3 protein-coding genes and 1 pseudogene are annotated in these 5,813 nt (G+C 73.5%); 2 read left to right on the forward strand and 2 right to left on the reverse strand.

The genetic code is table 11. From position 1 onward, the window contains the following. Window positions 1–145 precede the first annotated feature (145 nt). Window positions 146–991, forward strand: coding sequence for a phosphatase PAP2 family protein (locus ACZ38L_RS33725; protein ID WP_465700700.1), 846 nt, complete (start codon window positions 146–148; stop codon window positions 989–991). A 76-nt stretch (window positions 992–1,067) separates the two neighbouring features. Here ACZ38L_RS33725 and ACZ38L_RS33730 read toward each other — a convergent pair whose 3' ends face one another. Then, on the reverse strand, window positions 1,068–1,631 hold the full coding sequence (locus tag ACZ38L_RS33730; RefSeq protein ID WP_465700703.1) for an acetate uptake transporter: 564 nt from the start codon (window positions 1,629–1,631) through the stop codon (window positions 1,068–1,070). 370 nt (window positions 1,632–2,001) lie between these two features. After that, the gene (locus tag ACZ38L_RS33735) at window positions 2,002–4,551 is read right to left on the reverse strand and encodes a SpoIIE family protein phosphatase (protein ID WP_465700706.1); all 2,550 of its coding nucleotides are present in this window, start codon (window positions 4,549–4,551) and stop codon (window positions 2,002–2,004) included. 486 nt (window positions 4,552–5,037) lie between these two features. Between ACZ38L_RS33735 and ACZ38L_RS33740 the strand changes: the two are divergent. Beyond that, a pseudogene (locus ACZ38L_RS33740) lies at window positions 5,038–5,813 on the forward strand (HAMP domain-containing protein); the annotation flags it as partial.

A 5,813-nucleotide genomic window follows, 5' to 3' on the forward strand; every position in this document is an offset into this window, starting at 1 on the left:
ACTGCAGGGGGGACCCTGTGGGAGAGTAGGACGCCGCCGAACGATTTTTCAGAGAAGCCCCTTCCGGGAGACCGGGAGGGGCTTCTCGCATGTCCCGGGTTACCCTCTCTGCCAGCACTTCAGCCCGGTGGAGAGGTACACGGCATTGCAGAACCTGACCCTTTCGTGGCAGAGCGCAGGCGGCACCGGCGTCGGGCTGCTGGCAGCCGCGTACGCCGTGCACCGCCTCGCCCCACGCCGTGCTCTGGCCGTGCTCGTCCTGCGCGAGGTGGGCCTGCTGCTGGCCCTCTTCGCGCTCTGGCAGCTGGTCGGCCGGCTCTCCCTGCTCAGCACGGCCCACGCGCTGGACCGTGCCGAGTGGATCCACCGCACCGAACTGCGGCTCGGACTGCCCGACGAGGCCACCTGGCAGCGCGCGGTCACGCCCTATCCGGTACTGGTGCAGCTGGCGAACTACTACTACGCGATCATGCACTTCGCGGTGATGCTCGTGCTGCTGGTGTGGGTGTTCGTCCGGCACCGGGCGCGCTATCCCTGGGTGCGGACCACCGTGGTGCTGGTGACCGCCGCCTGCCTGGTGGTGCAGTTCCTCCCGGTCGCGCCGCCGCGGATGCTGACGGACCAGGGATTCGTGGACGTCGCCGCGCAGTACGGCCAGTCCGTCTACGGTGCGGGGATCGGTCCGATCCGCGCCGACGAGTTCTCCGCGATGCCGTCGGTCCACGTCGCCTGGAGCGTGCTGGTCGCGGTCGCCGTGATCAGCGTTTCCCGCTCGGCCTGGCGCTGGCTGATCCCGGTCTACCCCGCGCTGACCATCGCGGTGGTCGTGGTCACCGCCAACCACTTCTGGGCGGACGGCCTGGTGGCGGTCCTCCTGCTGCTGCTCGCGTACGCCACGCAGTACGGCTGGCAGCGGGTCCGGGCGGGCCGTCACCCGGCCCGGCAGCGCGTCGGCGGGGCGGAGGCACCGCGCGAACCCGCTACTCGCTGAGCCGCCCGCTGAACGGCACGCCGTGATGGGCGGGACCCCGACCGGGGTCCCGCCCATCAGCGTGCCGAGCCGAACGTCACTTCACGGGCAGGGCCGCCCGCCCCCAACTGTTGTTGGTGAGTGCCGCGGTGGCCCAGTACCAGCTGACCAGGCCGGCGACGGCCGCGACCCAGCCGGCCGCCTTCACCAGGCCGTCGGTGTGCCACCAGGTGCCCACCATGGCGAGCAGCAGGGAGATCGTGAGCAGCGCGTAGACGCCCCGGCTGAAGAGGCCGGCCTGCCAGCTCGCCACCGCGAGGGTGAGCGCCAGCAGGGCCCAGAGCAGCAGGAAGAGACCGGCGCCGTGCCGGCCGGCGCCCAGGCCGCCCGCCGCCCAGGCCACCCAGAAGGCGCCGAGCCCGGCGAACGCCGTCCCGTTGAACGAGTCGCCGGCGCGGAACTGCCAGAGACCGGCGACGAAGAGCGCGATCCCGCCGACCACGTGGGCGAAGCCCGCGGCGTCGGCCACGCCGGTGTGGCTGAGGATCCCGGTCTGCAGCAGTCCGTAGGCGAGGAGGGTCAGGCCGAGTGCGAGGTATCCGAGTGGGCCCGCGTCGAGCGCGGCGGGTCGGGCATTGGCCCCGGTAGCGTCAGTGCTCACCGGAGGCTCCTTTCACGCGTGGTGCGGTCGTGGCGAAGTGAGCGCCCAGCGGGCATGGGCCCACGCGGGCGCGCTGGTCTGCGCGAGAAGAGACGAGGGGGTGTGACTGCGGCGGCGGACGCGGCAGCCGCCGGACGCCGCGCCGGGGCGCCCAGCTGTGGGCGCGGCCGACCTCGGCCGTACACGTCCCAGCAGCTGACCTGCCGAGACTGGGTTCGCCGGGGGGTTTCCCGGTCAGCTGGGGGTGTACCCGCCCGGGGCCGCTTGTACCCTTGTGAATCGTAGAATTTGTTCGTTTGTCAGCTGAGCAACGGTCAGATCGGACCAGCTGACGCCGTACTCCGATGGATCCGCCGCACTGGCGAGTGGGTCAGCGCTGGACCGGAACCCGCAGTGCGATGATCGCCATGTCGTCGGAGGGCGGCTCGGGCGCGAACCGCTCGACCGCGCGTTGGACCCGGGCCGCCACGGCACCCGCGGTCAGCCCGGTACAGCCGCTGAGCACGTCGGCCAGGCCGTCGTCGCCCAGCATCCGTTGCCCCTCCCGGCGCTCGGTCACACCGTCGGTGACGCAGAGCAGCACCTCGCCGGGCTCCAGCACGACCCGCTCGGCGGTCAGCTCCAGCTCGTCCAGCACGCCGAGCAGCGGCTGCGGGGTCGCCGCCGGGTCGACCCGGCCGTCGGTGCGCAGCCGCAGCGGCAGCGGGTGGCCGGCGCAGACCAGCGAGAGCTCGGTGCTGCCGTCCGCCTGCGGGGTCAGCTCGCCGTAGAGCAGGGTGAGGAAGCGACTACGGGTGCCCTCGTCGAGGATGGCCGCGTTGAGTCGGGTCAGCACCTGCGGCGCGTCCAGGCCCTCGCGAGCCAGCAGCCGCAGCGAGTGCCGGGCCAGTCCGGTGACCGAGGCGGCCTCCGGGCCGGTGCCGCAGACGTCGCCGATCGCGAAGCCGTAGGTGCCCTCGCGGATCGGGAAGAGGTCGTAGAAGTCGCCGCCGACCTCGTTGCCCTCGCCGGCGGCCTGGTAGTAGACCTCCACCTCGACGCCGGGGATCGGCGGCAGCTCCGGCGGCAGCAGGCTGCGCTGCAGCGCCTGGCTGGTGGCGGTGCGCTCGGAGTAGAGCCGGGAGTTGTCGAGCGCCAGCGCGGCCCGCCGGGAGAGGTCCTCGGCGAGCTCCAGGATCTCCTGCCGGAACCGCACGCCGGCCGCGGTGCCCAGCACCAGTAGCCCGATCACCCGGTTGCGGGCGGAGAGCGGCAGCACCACGGTCTCGCCGATCAGGCCGGCCGGTTCGTCGGCGGTCACGGTGGTGGCCGGCCCGTGCCACGGCGCGGCGGCGGTAGCCGGGACGGCCCGTGGCGCCTCCGCGCGCCGCAGCAGCGCCCGGAGCGGATCGATCCGCTCCTCGTCCTCGTGCAGGACGAAGGCCGGTCCGCTCACCCCGTCGTGCTCGCCGGTGGTGTAGACGGCGCACCAGGAGGCCAGCGTCGGCACCGCCATCTGCGCCATCAGGGCCAGTGTCTGCTCGTGCTCCAGGGTGCCGGCCAGCAGGTCGGAGGCCTCCACCAGGAAGGAGAGCGAGCCGCGGCGGAGCCGTTCCAGCTCGGCCAGCCGGGCGTTCTCCACGGTCAGGGCGATCCGGTCGGCGGCGAACTGCAGGCGCAGCGCCTGGTCGTTGTCGTACTGGCCGGGCTTGCTGGAGGCGACTCCGAGCGAGCCGGTGAGCCGTCCTTCGACCTTGAGCGGCACGGTGACCAGCGAGCGCAGCCCGGTGCCGGCCAGCAGCGGTACGGCCCCCGGACGGACTGTCAGGTCCTCGTGCACGGCCGGCAGCCTGGCCCAGTCGTAGCGGCCGTGGCCGGAGTCGATCGGGATGGTGGTGAACCGCTGGCGGGCGGCCGGCAGTCCGGTGGCGGCGCGCACCTCGAACTCGGTCTCGTCCTCGGTGGTCAGCAGCAGGTAGGCGGCGTCACCGTCCATCAGGTCGCGGGCCCGCTCGACGGTGTGCTGCAGCAGGCCGGCCAGGTCGTCGGTCTGCAGGCCCTCGAGCAGCAGGTCCAGTGGCTCGGCGGGGGCCGCGGTCCGCCCGGTGGCGGCGGTGCGGCCGGGGGAGCAGAGCACCGCCTTGTCCCGCTCGCGGACCATCAGGCAGAGCGTGGACGGGCTGCCGGTGGAGTCCAGCACGCGCACCTGCGAGCCGTAGACCTCGATCGTCCGGCGGTCGGCCCGGCGGACCCCGAAGGTGCCCTCCCAGCGGGCCAGCCGGAGCGCCTCGGCGATCCCCGGCGTGGTGCCGGGGGAGTGCGGCCAGACCACCTGGTCCGCCCAGGGCGTGCCGAGCAGCTCGGTGGCCGGGTGCCGGAACAGCGCCTCGGCGTCGGCGTTCCAGGACCGGACCAGGCCCTCGCCGTCCACCTGGACCACCGCGACCAGGACCGGCCCGTCGGTGCTCGGCAGCACGTCGCCGGGCGCCTGCGGCAGGGCGTAGCGGGTGCCGGGCACGACGCGTTGCAGTGGCAGCTGGAACCAGACCGTCTTCTGCCCGGCGCTGTACTCGACGCCCCAGCGGCTGGAGAGCGCGGAGCACATCAGCAGCCCGCGGCCGCCCTCGCCGTCGGCGTCGGCGAAGTGCTCGGAGACCGTCACCTCCCCGGCGGCCGGGCCGGCGAAGGCGGGCAGGCCGCGCTCGGGGTGGCGGTCGGTGACCCCGATCTGGACCGAGTCCTCGTCCCGCAGGCAGCTCACCTCGGCGGCGGTCCCGGCGTGTACGACCGCGTTGGTGACCAGTTCGCTGACCAGGACGACGGCGTCGTCGACGACCTCCGGCAGGCCCCAGCCCAGCAGCGCGGCGCGGACGAACCCGCGCGCGGCGGACGCCGACCGGCCGTCCGGCTCGAAGGTGGCGGCTGCACGCGCGGTGACCACGGGCCACGTCTCCTCTGGTTCGGGTGGGGCTGCCCGGCGCCCGGGCTCCACGGCACGGGAGCGGGTCCCGGCGTGGAACGGGCAGGGCGAGGTGCAGCGCTCCACCCTACTTTCCGGCTGGTTTCCCGTGGGCAAGGGGCGCCGAAACAGGCACCGGAGAGTGATTCTGCCCACCACGTCGCCGTCACAGGTGTGGAAGCCTCGGCAAGCGGGCCTACACAGTCGGTCGGTGCTGTCAGACTGGGGGGTCCGCAGTACCGCCGTACCGCTGCGCAGCGGTACGGAAGTCAGTCGCGATCTGGGAGGGTCCCGTTGAGTTCGGCCATCAAGGACGCCGCCGGGCAGAGCGCCACTGGGCAGAAGGGCGCCGCGCCGCGGGGCGGCCGGACGGCGCCGTCGGCCCGCGGCGGGACCGGGCGCCGGGCGGCGCACAACCGGGGCGCCGAGCCCGCCGAGCTCCGCAAGCTGCTCAGCGCGCTGACCGCGATGCGGGACGGCAACTTCCGCCGCCGACTGACCGTGCCGGGAGACGGACCGATGGCCGAGATCGCGGCCGTCTTCAACGAGGTGGCCGAGCGCAACCAGCACCTGACCGGCGAACTGGCCCGGGTCCGGCGGGCGGTCGGCCGGGAGGGTCGGCTGACCGCGCGGCTGGAGAACGGCGCCGGTGAGGGCGCCTGGGCCTCGGCGGTGGACAACAGCAACGCGCTGATCGACGACCTGGCCCGCCCGATGGCCGAGGTGGGCCGAGTGCTGGCGTCGATCGCCGAGGGCGACCTGGACCAGCGGATGGAGCTGCGGTCGATCCATCCGGACGGCGGCAGCCACCCGCTGCGCGGCGAGTTCCTCAAGGTCGGCCGGACCGTCAACGGCCTGGTGGACCAGCTCTCCGAGTTCACCGACGAGGTGACCCGGGTCGCCATCGAAGTCGGCACCGAGGGCAAGCTCGGCGGCCAGGCCCGGGTGCGCTCGATGTCCGGCAGCTGGAAGGACCTCGCCGACTCGGTCAACACGATGGCCGGCCGGCTGACGGCTCAGGTGCGCAACATCGCCGAGGTGACCACCGCGGTCGCCAAGGGCGACCTCTCGCACAAGGTCACGGTGGACGTGGCGGGCGAGATGCTGGAGTTGAAGAACACCGTCAACACGATGGTCGACCAGCTGAACTCCTTCGCCGCGCAGGTGACTCGGGTGGCGCGGGACGTGGGGACCGAGGGCCGGCTGGGTGGTCAGGCGCAGGTGCCGGGTGTGGCGGGGGTGTG

The sequence above is a fragment of the Kitasatospora sp. NPDC024654 genome, from assembly GCF_055559155.1.